This window comes from Pseudomonas sp. KH_040 (assembly GCF_057839305.1).
On sequence record NZ_CM174487.1, the window covers coordinates 4,155,440 to 4,170,315 of the forward strand.

The following is a 14,876-nucleotide window of genomic DNA, read 5'->3' on the forward strand; positions in this document are numbered from 1 at the left end:
GGCTTGTGCGGCTAGGGGGGCGCCGGTAACTTGGTTCGCGTCACTGAATGTTCAGTGATCGGGTTTAGTCGCTCGGTAATCCACTTAAACTGCACAACGTTCCAGACAGTAGGTATTTCGATACCTCACTCAATGGTAGCTGTGCGCAGGGCGCCTTCGGGTGCGCCGGTTTTGGTGGAGTTCCCGGTCGACTAACCTGCGTATAGCTGCCACCTTTTCGTTTAGTCGCGAGGTGGTGTCAGCATCACTTTGGAAAACTACACCATGTTCAAAATCACGCCAAATCCGCCCGAAACAGACGCGGAAATCGATCCAAATCCAACGTCTCCCTATTCCACACCGGGCTCCAGAAAACTCCACGAAGCCGCCGAACGCGCCCTCGATCACTACCTGAAACCCACACCGCCTTCACCACCGCGCAGACCCAGCACCATGTTCCTCGTCGACCCTAACACCGGCGCCGAAGACCTCATGGCCCACGCCTGCGAATCCATGGCTTCGGCCAGCATCATGCTCAGCGACTTCGCCGCCCTGCTCGACTCGCCCTACCGCAACACCGTGCTCGGCATCCAGCAAGTGGTCATGCTCGGCGAACTCGCGGTCAACCGCGCCCTCGACAAAATCGACCCCGCACTGAGGCAATAAACATGTCCAACAAAACCGATGCACAAGTCGTCGCGGCACTGGTGGCCATGGGCTTCAACGAGCGGGACGGACGCTGGGCACAGAACGCCTGCCTGGTGCTCTTCGAAAGCGAACGCGAAACCATCGTCGCCTCCGCCGTCACCGTCCTTCCCCAACTCGATGAACTGGAAATCGACACCGTTCTACCCGCTCTGCGCCGCGTAACCCGCCGGTTCCCCTCACTGCAAAAAACCGTGGCCGACACACTGGCCGAAATGGCCCACGCAGCCTGATTGACCGCGTGATCGTTCTTCGCGAGCAGGCTCGCTCCCACAGGTGTTCACGGTTACTCGCGGCATTCGAGTACACCGCCGTTCCAATGTGGGAGCGAGCCTGCTCGCGAAAGCGTTCTTTCTGCATCGGGCGCGTGAGTCACGAAGCTCGAAAATCCGCGAGGATAAAGGGTGTGTGGTCACGCAAGTAAACGTCGACATCGTCCAGCGAGTGCAACGCTTCACTGGATGACTCCACGCGTTCTTCATCGTCATGACGAATGACCGTGACGAAAAAGGTTTCTTCCTGTCGGACCAACGTCGCAGTGCGTTTGACTGGTCGCCCATCCTCCTGAGCAAAGGACATCGCACGTAACGTTTCATTTTGCAGAGCTTCAGACACGTTTGCTTTTAGGGCCTTGCGTTTGGCGAGCAGTTCTTTCGCGACTACCCAACTGCCAACTGCAGTGGCAGCGGAAACGAAATACATGTAGTTGTAAGTCGATCCTCTGCGCGAGGCATGCCTCTCCACCAGCCAATCGGCAACTTGTGAAACCCACTGCCACACATCCATCGCATTTATTCCCAAGCGTAAAAAACGACCCGGTTTCAATCCTCCCGCGTCAACACTTCCAACAACTCAATCTCAAACACCAGATTCGAATTCGGCGGAATCTTGCCCATCGTCCGCTCGCCATAGCCCAAATGCGCCGGCACCAACAATTTTCGCTTGCCCCCCACCTGCATGCCCATCAGACCCTGATCCCAACCCTTGATCACTCGTCCGGTGCCAATCACGCACTGAAAAGGCTTGCCACGGCTGTAGGAAGAATCGAACTCGCTGCCGTCTTCCAGCCATCCGGTGTATTGGGTGGTGATCAGCGCGCCTTTGACGGCGGCTTTGCCTTCGCCGACCTGAAGATCGATTACCTGCAGTTCATCATTCATAACATTCACTCTATTGTTCAGCCGGCCGCCGTTTTCCCAGAAATGCCGGGGATTGGCAACCTGCCAGCGCAGATCAACATGTATCCGAACCGAGTATTGAAGCATTAACATAGCCAACCGCCACTACTCTACGGATCGATTCGCCATGCTGGCAGCACCCGAATGACTCTGTTCTGGATCAGCCTCGCCGTGGGCGTGATCATGCTGACCGTCATCGCATTGCTGCTGTGGCGCGAACGCGATTTGCGCAGGCAGCTCGCGCAGTATCGGGATCTGCTGAGACGGGCCGCCGATGGCCAACACATTCAGCAGGACGGCGACGTCGAGCGCTTCAAACGCAGCCAGTACTTTGCGCGCATCGGCACTTGGGACTGGGAAGTCGACACGGATCGGCTGTACTGGTCGGATGCGATTTACGGCATGTTCGGCTTCAAGATCGGCGAGATCACGCCGTCCTACGCGTTGTTCTGTTCTTGTGTCCATCCAGACGACCGCACCAATGTGCGCGAAGGCGAACTACGCTGCCTGGAGACCGGCGAAAATCACGATGAGGAATACCGCGTGGTGTGGCCCGACGGCACGATTCGCTGGCTGCGGGAAACCGGCAACGTGGTGCGCAACGACCACGACGCGGTGGTGAAAATGATGGGTGTGGTGCGCGACATCACCGAAGAAAAAGCCTCGGCCAGCTACCTGCAACACCTCGCTCACTTCGATCCGCTGACCGGCCTGCCCAATCGCCTGGTGCTGGAACAACGTTTGTCCGAAGCGCTGGATCAAGCTCGCCAGACCGAGACTCGTGTCGCACTGGTGTTCGTCGACCTCAACGGTTTCAAAACCATCAACGACCGCTACGGCCATGCCGCCGGCGACCGGGTGCTGATCACCATGGCCACGCGGCTGAAACGCATCCTGCGTGCCACCGACACCGTCGCGCGCATTGGCGGCGATGAGTTTGTGGTGATCCTGCAAGGCCTGTCGCCGAGCCTGAGTTTGCAGGACGAAGCCCGCAGCATCTGCCAGAAAATCTTCATCGAACTGTCGCCCCCGATCAGCATCGGCAACGACCAGCGCCACATCGGCACCAGCCTTGGCGTGGCGGTGTTTCCGGACCATGCGACAGCCATGGATCGCTTGCTGCACGTCGCAGATCTGGCGATGTATGAGGCCAAGCGCAGTGGCAATAATCAGTATCGGCTGGGTCACGCCTCAACCACACAATTGCAATGTCTTCGCACCTAACCACCATGAATGAAAAATATTTCCATACTGAAATTACACGCACCGCTCTTCCACCTACTTAATACCACTTTAATCAATTCAGACTTAACAATGCGATCTCATTTGAAATCCGATACTCCTCAGGAAATTTTGTCTGCACCAAGTCCTCAACACTCTTCAACGCCTGATCTATATCATTGTCATCGATAGACAAACCACTAAGAATGGTTCTGGTTTTAACACCTATCACCCCATCAATGTCACCTATAACATAGCCACAACGAATGAGTGCTGCCTGAAGCTGAGCCTCACGTTGATTTTCACCAAACTTATCGACCTTACCTCCGCTCGCCAGAATTGCCGAAGCAGCTCCCGCCGTATAAGGTTTTTCAAAATTACTACCATTACCAGCCTTATAATAATCTATGACAACTTGGTGACTGCCTCTGCATTCAAAATGCCATGACTCACTAATTTTGGTCTTTGGCTCGTCAATAATAGGGTTCAATCCATAAACTGCTGCAATCTCCCAAAATTTCTGCAGAGAAACTTTCAAGTCAGATAAAGAGATATCCATGGCCCGCCCGGACTCATGAAAACTACCGCCTGGCGCGGGGCTAAATGCGCTTTTATTTTTCTTGACATAGTCGAGATGGGCCTGCATTTGCATATCATAACTTCGATACAAATCTGACAAAACCAATCTGCCACCCAGTTTTTCTAGTTCATGCCCCACTCGGGTAATCGCCAACGCCATATCTGGACTTGCCGACGCAAGGCGCCGCGGCAAAGAAACAGCAATACCGTGTTTATTCTCGTAAATCGACGGAACATCGATTAACACCAATGGAGTTTTCATGACTCAAGCCCCTGCAATTATCACTATTTATCAGAAATTGACTGCCATTCAACTTTTGCATTTTTCTCCACATCAATAGTCGGTGAAAACCAGGAGCCCGAAGACGCAAACCCTGTACTGCTGTACTTCGAAAGTTCCCCTGCAACATAAAAATCATCTACAGACGTCAACGTCAGCTCTTCACTTTTCTCCCACTTAACATTTAACGCAGCTCCAAGATCACCATTAATGGGTTTTAATACTCCATCTTTCAATTTAGCATTCAGGGCGGCTGCGGTTGCAGTATCGAATGAGAGCTTCGCTTTAAACCCTCTGACCAGTAAAGCGCGATACATAACCAAGCGACCGTCTTTATTTATATCAAGTTTAATCGGAGAGGTGTCTGGAAGAGCCATAATTTTCTGCTCAAATGGTCCTTCCAAAATAGTATCCCATCTCATCATTGATATTTTTACATCAACATTTTTTGCTTTACCAAGTTCACTCTTCACATCTGCCGAAAACGGTGTCAAATCCGTAGTAAACGCTGCCGAGGCACTACCACTAAATTTTGTAACCGTTTTACCCTCGCAATCAAACTCCCGACCCGCCTTAATCCATGATGTGCTGTCAGGAATGGATGTTGAGTCCCAGCGAACACGATATCCACCACCGTCCTGACTATCCATCTTTCGCCAAACAGAACCTGGCCCTAATGCATTCGACGGCCCAAAGAAAAGTGCTTTATCGGAATTAAGCTCACTAAACGCACAATTCTTCGCAACATCTGACCATGCTTCTTCCATATCATGACGACAACCAGTAATAAAAAAAACAATCGTCAAAGAAATGATTCCACGAAGAACAAACACGTTTCTCATAGCAGCCGCCTCCATTCATTTGAATAGTTTTTTTATATCAAGATTAAATCTCTCGCCTGACTCCATTCCGCCTACACGCGCTTGACGAAAGATATCCCTTAACTGGATACCTCTATCCGGGCCAGGCGGATCAAGTGTATTTAAATCGGTGTATGCCAATTTGGCGGCTAACAGCCAGGCGATTCTAGGAGCAGAAAAACTGGTTCCACAAACGTCTTTACTCACAGTTCCGTCCATCGAAAACGCCAATGGATCCGTTCTTTTTGACCCGACGATGCTTGATCTACACTGCAAATGGCCATCCCGGGTAGTATTCATCACCGCTATGACATCCTGCCCCTCCACGGATCGCGTTGCGAAGAGTTGTTCTTTAGCGGCAGCATTCTCAGCGCATTTACATTCATCTTGTCCAGCAAGATAAGGCCGACACTTGGTGCAATCGTTCAAGGAACCATTTCCCGCCGCTGACACCAGCACCCCTTGATTGAAGCTAAATGACGCGAACTTGCTCTGCAGCCTAGGAGTTGTCCAGGAAAAATTGACAACATACGGCACACCTGTAGCTTGAGAATATAAATCAACAAACAATAGAAGAGACTCAATAACCGCCTTATCGGTTCTTAACTCGGGAATCCCAAAATCACTTTTCAGTCGACCGACAATATCCTTTGAAATTCTCTGTGCATTGCTAATATTTTCTTTCGGTACAGCATCCCCCCTACGGGTGAGCATTCCATCATCAAGTATCCGAAGAGCAATCAAGTCTTCCAAAACAGTTCGCGAGTTTTTTTGAGCGACTGACAATGGGAGATAAACGACCTTTACCTTTTTGCCACTTGGCGATCCAGACTCTAAATCTACCAGCGCCTGTAACGACTGTTGAATATATAGCGAATGGAACACGCTCTTGGGATAATCTGTTTCGAGTTGAGAAGAAAGCAACTCCTTCGTTTTTCCAATCGGATAACGAAATTTTTCATGAATTCTTTCAAAAGCGTCCGCAAAAAAAGCAATCGATTCGCGATAAGCCTCATTACTTGGCCATCCATCGTCCAGAATAATGAGAACGGACTGCTGAAATGCGGGAGTAGAAAACTTATCTATTATGATTGCTTTTTCAGCAACTGAAACAAAATCAACAGGCACATTATCGCCAGGAGATGTGGAACCGGTATTGACAGTCAATATTTCCGATTGAGTTTCGTCTTTCTCCGACGGCAGTATTTTTTTGAGCCTTTGTTCATTAAATGATCGAGGCAACCAGACATACTGGAATACCAGTGGTGAGCCCTCACGCTCTCGCGATAAAACGATGGGGCGACTCTTGATTGCCATCGATTCAAAATTATACTCATTATTATAAACAACTTCTTGCAACCTTGGATAAACGCTAATCCTAGGGATCAGATTATTAGCATTATTCGGATTTGGTCTCTCCAAAGCAATTTTTGGAACAGCAGGAATCTTGATGGTACTGCCTGCCAATATCACCTTATCCTGATCATCCAAACCATTTAATTGCACAATCTTTTTTTCAATTTCAGCATAAGCTTTTGACGCATTTTTCTGGCCAAATCCATACTCGCGAAAAACGACATTCGAAACACCATCATTTTTTTCAACTTTTACTTCACGAGCGAATCCCGCCTCAAGTGTTTCGCCAAGTGACAAGGATGGTCGCAACCTTACCCCTGACTGATAAGGTTCATTACTACCCTCTACCTCTTCAGGAGTACTTTTTGGTGTTTCAAAGTCATAGTAGCGCGTGTCGATAATCCGGCGGACCAAAACAAAGTCATCAGGCGAAACCTCATTAGCTTGCAATTTCACGTCGGCACCAGCCGAGCAAAACCCTAACCCAATGAGAAAAACAGAAACCCCAAAAGAATATCGCGCCAAGACTAATAGCAGAGAATGTTGTTGATAGGTCTCCACATCGGCGCGCTCCATCGTGTTATAGGTCCTACTGAACCTTCACGCTAGCTGGAAGAATGAAAAAATCAAGCGGGGCGCGGGAAAAATCGAGACAGTTTTGTAAACTGTCTCTTCAACATTACAGTCACGGAATTTTAGCTATTGTCTTAGTATGTAATTAGCTATAAACACAATTCCAAAGTTACTCAAGTTTCGTTGACTGGCGTTTCCTCATACACAGCTAGCGTTCGACAGGCTGAATCGCCACGATCGTCCCGTTTGTGATCTTCACCAGCACGTACTTGTCATTGATCTGCACCCATTGCGACTGGTCTTCCGGCTGCTTCAAACCTTTCTGTTTCCAGTTGCCCAAAGCTTTTTCGCTACGCTGATAAACGTCCGGTGCGCGGTCGCCTACGGTCAGTTCACGGTCACCGGTGGGGGAATGTTCGACGGTGTTGTTTGAGGTTTGCGCCGCTTGAACAAGTGGACTGATCCCGGCAATGCCGGCGACGAGGGCCAGGCTGGCGATTAGGGTTTTGCTGTTCATCGGTGAAGCTCCTGAATTGGGTAGTACCTCAACTCCGACTGCGTGGGGCGGGAATCATTCCTTTTTTGCCGGGGGTGGGCGCTAGAGGTCATTGGAATGTGGTGTCCTGGAGACAAAAGCAAAATCAAGAGCCCCTCACCCTAGCCCTCTCCCGGAGGGAGAGGGGACTGACCGAGGTGTTTGGCAGAAGTGCGCCGATGTGCGATACCGAGCCGAATGCACGTTTCAAAACCAACCGAAATCGGCTCCCTCTCCCTCGGGAGAGGGGACTGACCGAGGTATTTGGCAGAAGTGCGCCGATGTGCGATACCGAGTCGAATGCACGTTTCAAAACCAACCGAAATCGGCTCCCTCTCCCTCGGGAGAGGGGACTGACCGAGGTATTTGGCAGAAGTGCGCCGATGTGCGATACCGAGTCGAATGCACGTTTCAAAACCAACCGAAATCGGCTCCCTCTCCCTCGGGAGAGGGCTGGGGTGAGGGGTAGCCACCCCACCAAACCAAAGCCATGCGCCCGCTTTTAACCACTCATTACAATGAGCGCCAGCTCGAGTGCTCTTGATCTTTTCTCACCGGCGACGTCGCCGTTAGGCGAAACCATAAGCAGCCGTTACCGCAGCAATGGATTTGTACCCAGAAAAACCATTGATCCACTCTGCACATCAATCCATGCCAACAATGCAATTAACATCCAGTTACACCTGCGCCACCATCCACCTCAATAAAAACCGTGCGCCGCCCTCCCGTCGCGCACGTCATAAAAGCGGTGGAGTACTTTTCTATGACAGCCTCAATCCCACACAACGGCTCGCGGGCCGGTGCCATTTTCCGGGTGACCTCGGGCAACTTCCTCGAACAGTTCGACTTCTTCCTGTTCGGCTTCTACGCCACGCAGATCGCGGCAGTGTTCTTTCCGGCGAGCAGTGAGTTCGCTTCCCTGATGATGACCTTTGCGGTATTCGGCGCAGGCTTCTTGATGCGTCCACTGGGCGCCATCGTGCTCGGTGCGTACATCGATGATGTCGGTCGACGCAAAGGTTTGATCGTCACCCTGTCGATCATGGCCAGCGGCACGATATTGATTGTGCTGGTGCCCGGTTACGAAAGCATCGGCCTGTTTGCCCCCGCACTGGTGTTGATCGGGCGCTTGCTGCAAGGCTTCTCGGCCGGGGCGGAACTGGGCGGTGTGTCGGTGTATCTCGCCGAGATCGCCACGCCGGGTCGCAAAGGTTTCTTCACCGCGTGGCAGTCGGCCAGTCAGCAAGTGGCGATCATTGTCGCCGCTGCTTTGGGCTATGCGCTGAACGCGTGGATGGCGCCGGATGTGGTGGCCGATTGGGGCTGGCGGATTCCGTTTTTCGTCGGTTGCATGATCGTGCCGTTCATCTTTTTTCTGCGCCGTAACCTGGCGGAAACCGAAGAGTTCGCCGCACGCAAACACCGCCCGAGCATGGGCGAAGTGTTCCGCACTCTCGGCCAGAACTGGGGCGTGGTACTCGGCGGCATGTTGATGGTCGCGCTGACCACCACCGCGTTTTACCTGATCACCGTGTACGCGCCGACCTTCGGCAAAACCGTCCTGCACCTGAGCACCTCCGACGCGTTGCTGGTGACCTTGCTGGTCGGCGTGTCGAACTTCTTCTGGTTGCCGATTGGTGGCATGTTGTCCGATCGTATCGGTCGTCGTCCGGTGCTGATCGCCATGTCGCTGCTGGCCCTGGCCACCACCTATCCGGCGCTGTCGTACCTGGTGCAGGCGCCGAGCTTCAGCCACATGTTGCTGTCGCTGTTGTGGCTGTCGTTTATCTACGGCTTGTACAACGGCGCAATGATTCCGGCGCTCACCGAGATCATGCCGGTTGAAGTGCGGGTTGCCGGTTTCTCCCTCGCCTACAGCCTGGCCACAGCGATTTTCGGTGGCTTCACCCCGGCGATGTCGACCTTCCTGATTCAGTACACCGGCGACAAAGCCGCACCGGGTTACTGGATGAGCATCGGTGCGCTGTGTGCCTTGTGCGCCACTCTTTATCTGTACCGCCGTGCCGGTGGTCGTCTGCAACCTGTCGCGGCCTGAGGAAAACTCGCCATGAAAAAACTGTTTACTGTCACCGCCCTGCTCGCCGGTCTCGCGTTCAACCTCGCGGCCCAGGCCGAAGAATTGAGCGTGATGACCTCCGGGGGCTTCACTGCCGCCTACAAGATTCTTGGGCCGAAATTCGCTGCCACCAGCGGCAACACATTGACCACCAGCCTCGGTCCGTCGATGGGCAAAGCACCCGAGGCGATCCCCAATCGCCTCGCCCGCGGTGAACACGCCGACGTGGTGATCATGGTCGGCTATGCCCTCGACGACTTGATCAAACAAGGCAAGGTCGACCCGGCCTCGCGCGTTGAGCTGGCGGACTCGCGGATCGGCCTGGTGGTGCGCGAAGGTGCGCCAAAACCGGACATCAGCAGTGTCGACAGCCTGAAGAAAACCTTGCTTGACGCGCAGTCCGTGGCCTACTCCGACAGCGCCAGCGGCGTGTACATCGAGCAGCAGTTGTTCAAGAAACTGGGCATCGAAGAGCAGCTAAAACCGAAGGCAAAAATGATCCCGAAAATCCCGGTCGGCTCGGTGGTTGCCACCGGAGACTATCAATTGGGCTTCCAGCAGGTCAGTGAATTGCTGCCAGTGCCGGGCGTGAGTTTCGTCGCGAAGATTCCGGAATCGGTGCAATCGGTGACGCGGTTTGCCGCCGGTATTCCAGTCGGCGCGCAGCATCCAGAAGAGGCCAAAGCCTTGCTCGCTTACCTCGCCGCGCCGGCCGCGCAAGCTGACGTGCAGGCCACCGGGCTGGACTCGGTCAAGCGCTGACAATCGGCGGCTGGACCTTCATTTCCACCACCAGCCGCTCCAGTTCCAGTGCCGCCGGGGTCAACGTGCGACCCCGGCGCTTGATGATGCCGACACTGCGCATCACTTGCGGATCGGTCAGCGGCACTCGCGTCAGGATCGGATGATCCGGCCCGGGCATCGCCATCAGCGGCACCGCCGCCACGCCCAACCCCGCCTCCACCAGACCGATCATCGTTGTCACATGACGGGTTTCGCAGATGCTCGAGCGCTGCGGCACCACCGTGCTCAACGCCTGATCGAGCAGAAAACGATTGCCAGACGTCTTGTCGAGCGAGATGTAATCCTGCTGATAGAACTCGTCCCAGCTCACGCTGCTGCGCCCGGCCAACGAGTGATCGCGGCGACAGGCGACGACGTAGCACTCCTGCACAAGCGGTTCGAACTCGACTTTGGCATCCTGCGTACCGAGAAAACTCAAGCCGAAATCCGCCTCGCCATTGACCACCGCACTCAAGACATCGTGCGCACTGGAGTCGAGCACTTTGACTTTGATCCGTGGAAATTGCTGGTGATAGCGCGCGATCACGCGGGGCATGAAGTAGTACGCCGCCGAGGGCACGCAGGCGACGGTGACGTGGCCTAAACGGGTCGAAGCGACTTCGCTGATGCCCAGCAACGCGACATCGAGATCATCGAGCAAACGCTCGACACTGGGCATGAATCCACGCCCGGCCTGGGTCAGGCTGACCTTGCGCGTGGTGCGTTCGAAGAGTTTCACGCCGAGAGCGTCTTCGAGCTTTTCGATGCGCCGGCTCAACGCCGGTTGCGACAGGCGCACGGTGTCGGCAGCCTTGCGAAAACTGCCCTGCTCGACCACGGCGCGGAAGGCTTGCAGGTCGTTAAGGTCGAAGTTGATGGCCATGGCAGGACTCGGGAGATTGATTCGCTGAGGCTATCAATGTAACCAATTGATGCGATTTTTTACACTGCCCGTTCTGTCGAGAATTGCCGCTGGATGGCAGCAAGATTGCGCTGGCGAATCCAGCCGCTGGCCAGACGAATCAGCAGCCAGTAAGGGGTGAAGAGCATTTTGCTGCGCGTGGAAGCGCAATACACAAACGTTTCGGTGCGCAGCGTGCGCATGCCTTGTGGATGTTCGATGACCTGAAAACGCAGCAGCAGTTTCGCCGCGCGTGGATCATCCAGCGCCTTGAAGGCTTGAGCATCAGCGATATGGCCAGTCTTCAGATCCGGGCGCCAGAAGCGTCCTGCCAGGCCCAGAGACACTTCTGTCGGGGTGCGTTCCAGTAGCGTGAAAGCGTCAAAACCGAACGGGGCGGTTTGCGCCTGCGAAGCTCCGCCCGCCAATCTTCGTAGTATTTTTCCCGGCAACTCGCGCAGGGATAACAGCGCATCGACGACGCGGTCTTCACGCATGTCCAACGCGCAAACGGCGGCGATGATGTCCTCGGGTTGCGCACGGATCGCACCCGACTCATGCCGCTCGTGAAACTGAAACAGCGGCAGAAAAGGCGAAGGATATTGCCACGTCAGATTGTCTTTGCGGCCGATGATGCCCAGTGCGCTGCAGAGTTTTCGCTTCATGAAACAGCTGTCCCGTGATCAGAGGATTTGAACCAAGGCGTGGCACCTTTGAAGGCGATCCGAGGATCGCCGCCAAGGGTGCCATGTCATGCCATTGAGGAGCGGTCAGGCCTGCAAACGCTCACTCGGAGCCAGAGCCGGTTCGTCCGCCAGAGCGGTTTTCTCCGGCACTTCGCAAGGTGCCACAGCGGTCGTGCGACGCAGATCGACCTTCAACGCGCCCCACGACAGCCCGGCACCGAAACCGCACAGCACAACGTGCTCGGCCTGCGGCGTGCCGATCGCGGCATGACGCGACAACACAATCGGAATCGAGGTGGAGCTGGTATTGCCAACGCCATCGATGTCGACCGGCATCTTTTCCGCCGCCACGCCAATCATCCGTCGCAGGTAATTGAGCATGAACGCATTCGCCTGATGCAGTACCAGCAAGTCCAGCGCAGCAGGACTTGACCCTGTCGCCTCAAGCAAAGCCTTGACGGTCTGCGGGACCCGGCTCAGGGCAAAATTCATCACCGCCGTGCCATCCATCTGCAAACGCTGGATGGTCGCGCAAACGTGGCTGCCCGCCTCCCGGGCGTAGGCGATGTCGGACTGCAGCGCCGCGCCGCCGCTGCCATCGGCGCCGCAGAGGAACTCGAACTTGCCTGCACCCGGCTCCAGCAACGTTGCCGACGCAGCGTCACCAAACAGCATCTTCACGTGGCGGTCGCGTTCGTCGAGGATTCGCGTGGTCACGTCCCCGGTGCACAGGAGGATTTTCTTGCAGGCACCGGATGAAATCAGCGCGCCCGCCTGAACCAGCGCACTGATATAGCCGGAGCAACCTGCGGCCACATTCAGTACCAGGCAATGCTGCGGCAGGCCGAGGGCCTGCTGCACCATGAAGCCGACACCCGGCACCCACGAGTCAGGCGTCTGGGTCACCACGATCAGACCGTCGATGTCCTGTGCCGCAGCATGCCCTTGATCGAGCAGGTTGCGGCACGCGGCGATGACCAGATCAGAGGTATGCAGGGTTTTGGTTTCGCGGATCGACTGGATGCCGGTGCTCTTGGCGATGCGCGCAACTTCCTTGGCGCCGAACAGTTCGGCGAAGTCCTCTTCCGTCACACGACGCTCGGGCAGCGCCGCCGTGACCGCCCGAATGGCGACGCCCTCAATGGTCAGCAGGCTCATGCGGCGTCCTTGATTTTGCGGTCGATCAGATCGAACAGATCCTGCACCGTGACCACACGCTCGATCTCCTCGCCCGACACGCTCACGCCGACTTGTTCGAACACCAGCGCGATAATCCCGATTCGCGCCATCGAGTCCCAGTTGTCGCTGTTTTCCAGCCGCGTCTCACCGTGCAGTTCGTCCACCGGGATGAACAGGATTTCAGCGATGCTTGCGCGCATTTTTACCAGATCAACCATGGGTCATTTCCTTATAACGTGATGAGTAAACCGGTCTCACGACTGGGCGAGAACGCCGGGGTGACGCATTTTCTTGAAGCGGCTGGTGTACAGCGGCGTCTCGGCGATGGAGACCACCCGCGGCAGTTGTTCCTGCGCCAGTACGCCGCGAACGTGTTGATACAAGCGGACCTTGAACGCTTCCAGACTTTCCGGCTCGAATAGCGTGAAACGCGCGGCGACGATCTGCCCGAGCAGTGGGTTGGGCTGCGCGTAAACGACCACATCCGAGACGTTTTCCAGGCCCATCAGCACACTTTCCACGTGCGACGGAAAGACCTTTTTGCCACCGACATTGATCAGATCGACCGCCCGCCCCGTGACCCGGAAATAGCCCTCGTGCTCCTCGGCCAGGTCATGGGTGATCAGGTAGCCATCACTCGACAGGTCACCGGCGCTGGCAAGGTAGCCAAGCATGTTGGTTGCGCCGCGCACGTGCAGAATGCCGTCGACCACCCGCAGGCTGTAGTTCGGGTCTTCGATCTTCATCCACGCGCTGTCGCCGGCCTTGCTGCGGCACGGCAGCACGCCGATCTCCGACATCCCGTACAACTGCTGCAATTGCACGTGCGGCATGACGTTGGCAATGCGCTGGATGGATTCCGGTGAACTCGGTTCGGAGCCGAAATAGATGCGCTGCAGACTGCTCGTGTCCCACTTCTGGAAGACCCCGGTGATCGTCGCCAGGTTCAGCAGCGTCGGCGAGACGTGCAGGGTTTGCACGTTGAACGATTCGATGCAGCGACCGACCTCTTGCGGCGAGCGCTCCTGAGGCAGAATCAACGTGCCATGGGTGGCGAGCGCCTGCAGCACGGTCACCAGGCCGCCGATGTGATCGAACAGCAGAAACGCCAGAATCGCACCGCAGTGTTCGGCATTCAGGTAGCGCTCGAAGAACGGCGCGATGCTGTGCACCACGCCTTTTGCCGGGCCTGTCGAGCCTGAAGAAAACACAATGAAACCGGGCTGATGCCGCGACAGCAGTCCGTCTACAGTCGGTGGCACGACAGGGTTGGCGTGCTGGACAACCGCCAACTCCGGCGTCCCGCCGATAACGGAAAACCTCGCGCCCGCCGCGCCCGCCAACTGCGCGAGCTGTTCCTCGCCCTTGGGCACAGACAGCGCCACCACGTTGTTGTGCAGCCACAACGCGAACAGCATGCAGACGCTGTTGAAGCTGTAGTTGTCGACCAGCAGTACGCAGGAATCACTGACGGATTTTGCCGCCAGCTCCGCGCTGTACACGCTTATCTGCGCGTGCAACTGGTCATAGGTAAAGCGGCCCTCATCGCTGACGATTGCCGGTTGACTGCCGGCGCTTTTCAGATGAGCCAAAAATGCTGCTACTTGCATACCCAACCCTCCCGCTCGATCAAACGGCCTGAACTGAAGCTTGCGCCGCAGACAACCGGTCCATGATGTAGGCGATCAGCGTGCCCAGTGTGGCAAACGGCGTGGCGGTTTCGGGCAGGTCGGTGGTATCGGCCAGACGCACCTCAACGCCAAGCTGGCTGCGCAGTTTTTCCTCGACATCGACAATGATCGAGACCAGGGTCAGGGAATCGATGCTGCCGTCCACGCCGTAAAGGCGACTGTCTTCGCCACGGGACAAATCGATCGGGGTGCCCAGCAACAGATCCTGTTGCCGAACGGCTGACTCGGTCAGCGCTTTGACTTGATTGAACATTCCAACATTCCTTTATTGGCTGATGCAGGTCCCTGCATTC

17 protein-coding genes are annotated in these 14,876 nt (G+C 55.3%); 5 read left to right on the forward strand and 12 right to left on the reverse strand.

The genetic code is table 11. From position 1 onward, the window contains the following. The first annotated feature begins 264 nt into the window (after positions 1–264). Positions 265–645: a DUF6124 family protein gene (locus tag AC3IUF_RS18400; RefSeq protein ID WP_123376665.1), complete on the forward strand. Its 381-nt coding sequence runs from the start codon at positions 265–267 to the stop codon at positions 643–645. 2 nt (positions 646–647) lie between these two features. Beyond that, positions 648–917 carry a hypothetical protein gene (locus AC3IUF_RS18405; RefSeq protein ID WP_489278914.1) on the forward strand — a complete coding sequence of 90 codons (270 nt, stop codon included), beginning with the start codon at positions 648–650 and terminating at the stop codon, positions 915–917. A gap of 139 nt (positions 918–1,056) precedes the next feature. Here the strand turns inward: AC3IUF_RS18405 and AC3IUF_RS18410 are convergent, their stop codons facing one another. Together AC3IUF_RS18410 and AC3IUF_RS18415 are read right to left on the reverse strand one after the other, a co-directional pair. Further along, complete coding sequence (locus AC3IUF_RS18410) at positions 1,057–1,470, reverse strand: hypothetical protein (RefSeq protein ID WP_489278916.1); 414 nt, start codon at positions 1,468–1,470, stop codon at positions 1,057–1,059. A gap of 35 nt (positions 1,471–1,505) precedes the next feature. After that, positions 1,506–1,844: an FKBP-type peptidyl-prolyl cis-trans isomerase gene (locus tag AC3IUF_RS18415; RefSeq protein ID WP_053121462.1), complete on the reverse strand. Its 339-nt coding sequence runs from the start codon at positions 1,842–1,844 to the stop codon at positions 1,506–1,508. Positions 1,845–2,006: 162 nt separating this feature from the next. On the opposite strand from AC3IUF_RS18415, the gene AC3IUF_RS18420 reads away from it, so the two are divergent. Then, positions 2,007–3,086 carry a diguanylate cyclase domain-containing protein gene (locus AC3IUF_RS18420; RefSeq protein ID WP_489278918.1) on the forward strand — a complete coding sequence of 360 codons (1,080 nt, stop codon included), beginning with the start codon at positions 2,007–2,009 and terminating at the stop codon, positions 3,084–3,086. A 73-nt stretch (positions 3,087–3,159) separates the two neighbouring features. On the opposite strand, the gene AC3IUF_RS18425 is transcribed toward AC3IUF_RS18420, so the two are convergent. From AC3IUF_RS18425 to AC3IUF_RS18440, 4 genes are all read right to left on the reverse strand, one after another. Next, entirely contained in the window at positions 3,160–3,924 is a 765-nt protein-coding gene (locus AC3IUF_RS18425; RefSeq protein ID WP_447786058.1) for a D-alanyl-D-alanine carboxypeptidase family protein, read from the reverse strand. 23 nt (positions 3,925–3,947) lie between these two features. Beyond that, positions 3,948–4,784, reverse strand: a complete 837-nt coding sequence (locus AC3IUF_RS18430; RefSeq protein ID WP_489278919.1) for a hypothetical protein — start codon at positions 4,782–4,784, stop codon at positions 3,948–3,950. Between the two features lie 15 nt (positions 4,785–4,799). Next, positions 4,800–6,734, reverse strand: a complete 1,935-nt coding sequence (locus tag AC3IUF_RS18435) for a hypothetical protein (protein ID WP_489278920.1) — start codon at positions 6,732–6,734, stop codon at positions 4,800–4,802. Positions 6,735–6,939: 205 nt separating this feature from the next. Beyond that, complete coding sequence (locus AC3IUF_RS18440; RefSeq protein WP_311881547.1) at positions 6,940–7,248, reverse strand: RcnB family protein; 309 nt, start codon at positions 7,246–7,248, stop codon at positions 6,940–6,942. Positions 7,249–8,029: 781 nt separating this feature from the next. On the opposite strand from AC3IUF_RS18440, the gene AC3IUF_RS18445 reads away from it, so the two are divergent. Continuing rightward, positions 8,030–9,322 (forward strand): MFS transporter, encoded by a 1,293-nt coding sequence (locus AC3IUF_RS18445; protein WP_007915042.1) that lies wholly within the window; start codon positions 8,030–8,032, stop codon positions 9,320–9,322. 12 nt (positions 9,323–9,334) lie between these two features. Beyond that, positions 9,335–10,105 carry a substrate-binding domain-containing protein gene (locus AC3IUF_RS18450; RefSeq protein ID WP_463543345.1) on the forward strand — a complete coding sequence of 257 codons (771 nt, stop codon included), beginning with the start codon at positions 9,335–9,337 and terminating at the stop codon, positions 10,103–10,105. On the opposite strand, the gene AC3IUF_RS18455 is transcribed toward AC3IUF_RS18450, so the two are convergent. From AC3IUF_RS18455 to AC3IUF_RS18480, 6 genes are all read right to left on the reverse strand, one after another. Next, positions 10,095–11,009 carry a LysR family transcriptional regulator gene (locus tag AC3IUF_RS18455; protein WP_489278922.1) on the reverse strand — a complete coding sequence of 305 codons (915 nt, stop codon included), beginning with the start codon at positions 11,007–11,009 and terminating at the stop codon, positions 10,095–10,097. The genes AC3IUF_RS18450 and AC3IUF_RS18455 overlap by 11 nt on opposite strands. A 59-nt stretch (positions 11,010–11,068) precedes the next feature. After that, complete coding sequence (locus AC3IUF_RS18460; protein WP_007915036.1) at positions 11,069–11,692, reverse strand: hypothetical protein; 624 nt, start codon at positions 11,690–11,692, stop codon at positions 11,069–11,071. Between the two features lie 105 nt (positions 11,693–11,797). Beyond that, the gene (locus AC3IUF_RS18465; RefSeq protein WP_489278923.1) at positions 11,798–12,871 is read right to left on the reverse strand and encodes a 3-oxoacyl-ACP synthase III family protein; all 1,074 of its coding nucleotides are present in this window, start codon (positions 12,869–12,871) and stop codon (positions 11,798–11,800) included. Then, entirely contained in the window at positions 12,868–13,110 is a 243-nt protein-coding gene (locus AC3IUF_RS18470; RefSeq protein WP_123376659.1) for an acyl carrier protein, read from the reverse strand. Before AC3IUF_RS18470 ends, AC3IUF_RS18465 begins: the two co-directional genes overlap by 4 nt. Before the next feature lie 36 nt (positions 13,111–13,146). Beyond that, positions 13,147–14,502 (reverse strand): ANL family adenylate-forming protein, encoded by a 1,356-nt coding sequence (locus AC3IUF_RS18475; protein ID WP_489278924.1) that lies wholly within the window; start codon positions 14,500–14,502, stop codon positions 13,147–13,149. 19 nt (positions 14,503–14,521) lie between these two features. Then, complete coding sequence (locus tag AC3IUF_RS18480) at positions 14,522–14,836, reverse strand: hypothetical protein (protein WP_007915028.1); 315 nt, start codon at positions 14,834–14,836, stop codon at positions 14,522–14,524. Between the last annotated feature and the right edge of the window lie 40 nt (positions 14,837–14,876).

Bases quoted from the DNA above. Each gene is read 5' to 3' on its own strand.
- AC3IUF_RS18480 (WP_007915028.1), bottom strand. From the start codon at position 14,836: ATGTTCAATCAAGTCAAAGCGCTGACCGAGTCAGCCGTTCGGCAACAG.
- AC3IUF_RS18420 (WP_489278918.1), top strand. From the start codon at position 2,007: ATGACTCTGTTCTGGATCAGCCTCGCCGTGGGCGTGATCATGCTGACC.
- AC3IUF_RS18445 (WP_007915042.1), top strand. From the start codon at position 8,030: ATGACAGCCTCAATCCCACACAACGGCTCGCGGGCCGGTGCCATTTTC.
- AC3IUF_RS18425 (WP_447786058.1), bottom strand. From the start codon at position 3,924: ATGAAAACTCCATTGGTGTTAATCGATGTTCCGTCGATTTACGAGAAT.
- AC3IUF_RS18470 (WP_123376659.1), bottom strand. From the start codon at position 13,110: ATGGTTGATCTGGTAAAAATGCGCGCAAGCATCGCTGAAATCCTGTTC.
- AC3IUF_RS18460 (WP_007915036.1), bottom strand. From the start codon at position 11,692: ATGAAGCGAAAACTCTGCAGCGCACTGGGCATCATCGGCCGCAAAGAC.
- AC3IUF_RS18410 (WP_489278916.1), bottom strand. From the start codon at position 1,470: ATGGATGTGTGGCAGTGGGTTTCACAAGTTGCCGATTGGCTGGTGGAG.
- AC3IUF_RS18455 (WP_489278922.1), bottom strand. From the start codon at position 11,009: ATGGCCATCAACTTCGACCTTAACGACCTGCAAGCCTTCCGCGCCGTG.
- AC3IUF_RS18430 (WP_489278919.1), bottom strand. From the start codon at position 4,784: ATGAGAAACGTGTTTGTTCTTCGTGGAATCATTTCTTTGACGATTGTT.
- AC3IUF_RS18415 (WP_053121462.1), bottom strand. From the start codon at position 1,844: ATGAATGATGAACTGCAGGTAATCGATCTTCAGGTCGGCGAAGGCAAA.
- AC3IUF_RS18400 (WP_123376665.1), top strand. From the start codon at position 265: ATGTTCAAAATCACGCCAAATCCGCCCGAAACAGACGCGGAAATCGAT.
- AC3IUF_RS18440 (WP_311881547.1), bottom strand. From the start codon at position 7,248: ATGAACAGCAAAACCCTAATCGCCAGCCTGGCCCTCGTCGCCGGCATT.
- AC3IUF_RS18465 (WP_489278923.1), bottom strand. From the start codon at position 12,871: ATGAGCCTGCTGACCATTGAGGGCGTCGCCATTCGGGCGGTCACGGCG.
- AC3IUF_RS18475 (WP_489278924.1), bottom strand. From the start codon at position 14,502: ATGCAAGTAGCAGCATTTTTGGCTCATCTGAAAAGCGCCGGCAGTCAA.
- AC3IUF_RS18450 (WP_463543345.1), top strand. From the start codon at position 9,335: ATGAAAAAACTGTTTACTGTCACCGCCCTGCTCGCCGGTCTCGCGTTC.
- AC3IUF_RS18405 (WP_489278914.1), top strand. From the start codon at position 648: ATGTCCAACAAAACCGATGCACAAGTCGTCGCGGCACTGGTGGCCATG.
- AC3IUF_RS18435 (WP_489278920.1), bottom strand. From the start codon at position 6,734: ATGGAGCGCGCCGATGTGGAGACCTATCAACAACATTCTCTGCTATTA.